We start from the raw sequence: 1,735 nt of genomic DNA, 5'->3' as shown, positions 1-1,735 counted from the left end.
GAAGCGATAGATACCGGAATAAAGGAGTTTTTCTTTATCAGCTCGATTGCTTCCATGGATGATATTAATCCTGTTACAAAAATGATTGATGAACTTTCTCCTTGGAACAATAGCTTAACGCATTCGTCGTATTCTATTTCAAAATTTAGAGCTGAGATGGAAGTTTGGCGCGCTTCACAAGAAGGTGTTAAGGTAATTATTATTAACCCAGGTGTCATCATCGGGACGTTAGATACAAAACGCGCAAGCGAAAGTTTGTTCCAACAAAATTCCTCGAAAAATGATTATGCTCCTTCTGGCGGAACAGCTTTTGTTGATGTACGAGACGTTGTCAATATTTTATTTCAGTTGATTGACAAGCAACTTTTTAATCAAAAATTCATTGTAATTTCTGAAAATAAAACATACAAAGAAGTATTTGATTATGTCGCAATCAATAGCAAGCGATCTGTAAAAAATGTTTCGAATTTAACGTTAAAAATCATTAAAAACCTTTCTATTTTCAGTCGCATTTTTGGAGGAAAATACATGACGAAAGCCAATTATTATTCGTTAACATCTGTGACAAATTACGATAATTCCAAAGTCGTAAAAGCATTAGATTACAATTTCATTTCGGTAAAAGATGCCGTGGATTATCATTATACTCGTTTTCAAAAACTAAATTCTACAAAATAGTTTACTTTTGTTTTATGGAACAACAATTCATTTCAACACTTTCAATAACTGCTTCAGAATTAACATCAGGAAGCGTTTCAGCTAAAAGTCCATCAAATATTGCGTTGGTTAAATATTGGGGAAAAAAGAAAAATCAAATTCCAACCAATAGCTCTATCAGTTACACATTAACGAATAGTTACACGGAAACTGAATTAAGATTTTCTCCAAAAACTTCAGATACTTTTGAGGTAGACGTTTATTTGGAAGGTGAATTAAAAGAAAGTTTTGCACCAAAAATCATTACTTTTTTTGAACGAATTACCGCTTATATTTCATTCTTAAAGCATTATAAATTTGAAGTCCATACGCACAACTCTTTCCCACACAGCTCTGGAATTGCTTCTTCGGCATCTGGAATGTCTGCATTGGCGTTATGTTTAGTGCAAATAGAAAATTTATTAGGCGCAAATTTATCTGAAGAAAATGCTTTGAAAAAAGCTTCTTTTTTAGCACGTTTAGGTTCTGGAAGTGCTTGTCGTTCGGTTTACAAAGGTTTGGTTGAATGGGGAGAAAATGACTTCATTGAAGGAAGTTCAGATTTATTTGGAACAAAATATCCTGATGCAGAAATTCATGATGTTTTCAAAACTTTTCATGATACCATTTTATTGATTCACGAAGGTCAAAAATCAGTTTCTTCTACTGTTGGTCATAACTTGATGAATGGACATCCATATGCGGAACGTCGTTTTGTAGAAGCAAATGAAAATTTAGAAAAATTATTAGCTATTCTGAAAGCTGGTGATGTGAAAGCATTTGGAGAATTAGTGGAACACGAAGCCCTAACGTTGCACGCCATGATGATGATGTCGAATCCTGCGTTTATTTTGATGAAACCAAATACAGTTGCAGCTTTAGAAAAATTGTGGGAATTCCGTCGTGAAACAGGAAATCATTTGTATTTCACTTTAGATGCTGGTGCAAATGTACATTTACTATATCCTGACCAAGATGCGGAAGCGATTGAAATCTTCATCAAAAATGAATTAAAACAATTCTGTCAAAACGGAAATTA

Annotated in this window: 2 protein-coding genes; both read left to right on the top strand. The window is 33.5% G+C overall.

Annotated elements, in window-relative coordinates; all coding sequences use genetic code 11:
• A partial coding sequence (locus tag Q0616_RS02305; protein ID WP_298774756.1) for an NAD-dependent epimerase/dehydratase family protein occupies positions 1-678 on the top strand: 678 nt, incomplete at its 5' end.
• 14 nt (positions 679-692) lie between these two features.
• The coding region (gene mvaD / locus Q0616_RS02300) for a diphosphomevalonate decarboxylase (protein ID WP_298774753.1) at positions 693-1,735 on the top strand (1,043 nt) is incomplete at its 3' end.

The sequence above is a fragment of the uncultured Empedobacter sp. genome (assembly GCF_937930195.1).
In the GTDB taxonomy this organism is placed as follows: domain Bacteria; phylum Bacteroidota; class Bacteroidia; order Flavobacteriales; family Weeksellaceae; genus Empedobacter; species Empedobacter stercoris.
This window is presented reverse-complemented; position numbering and strand designations above follow the sequence as displayed.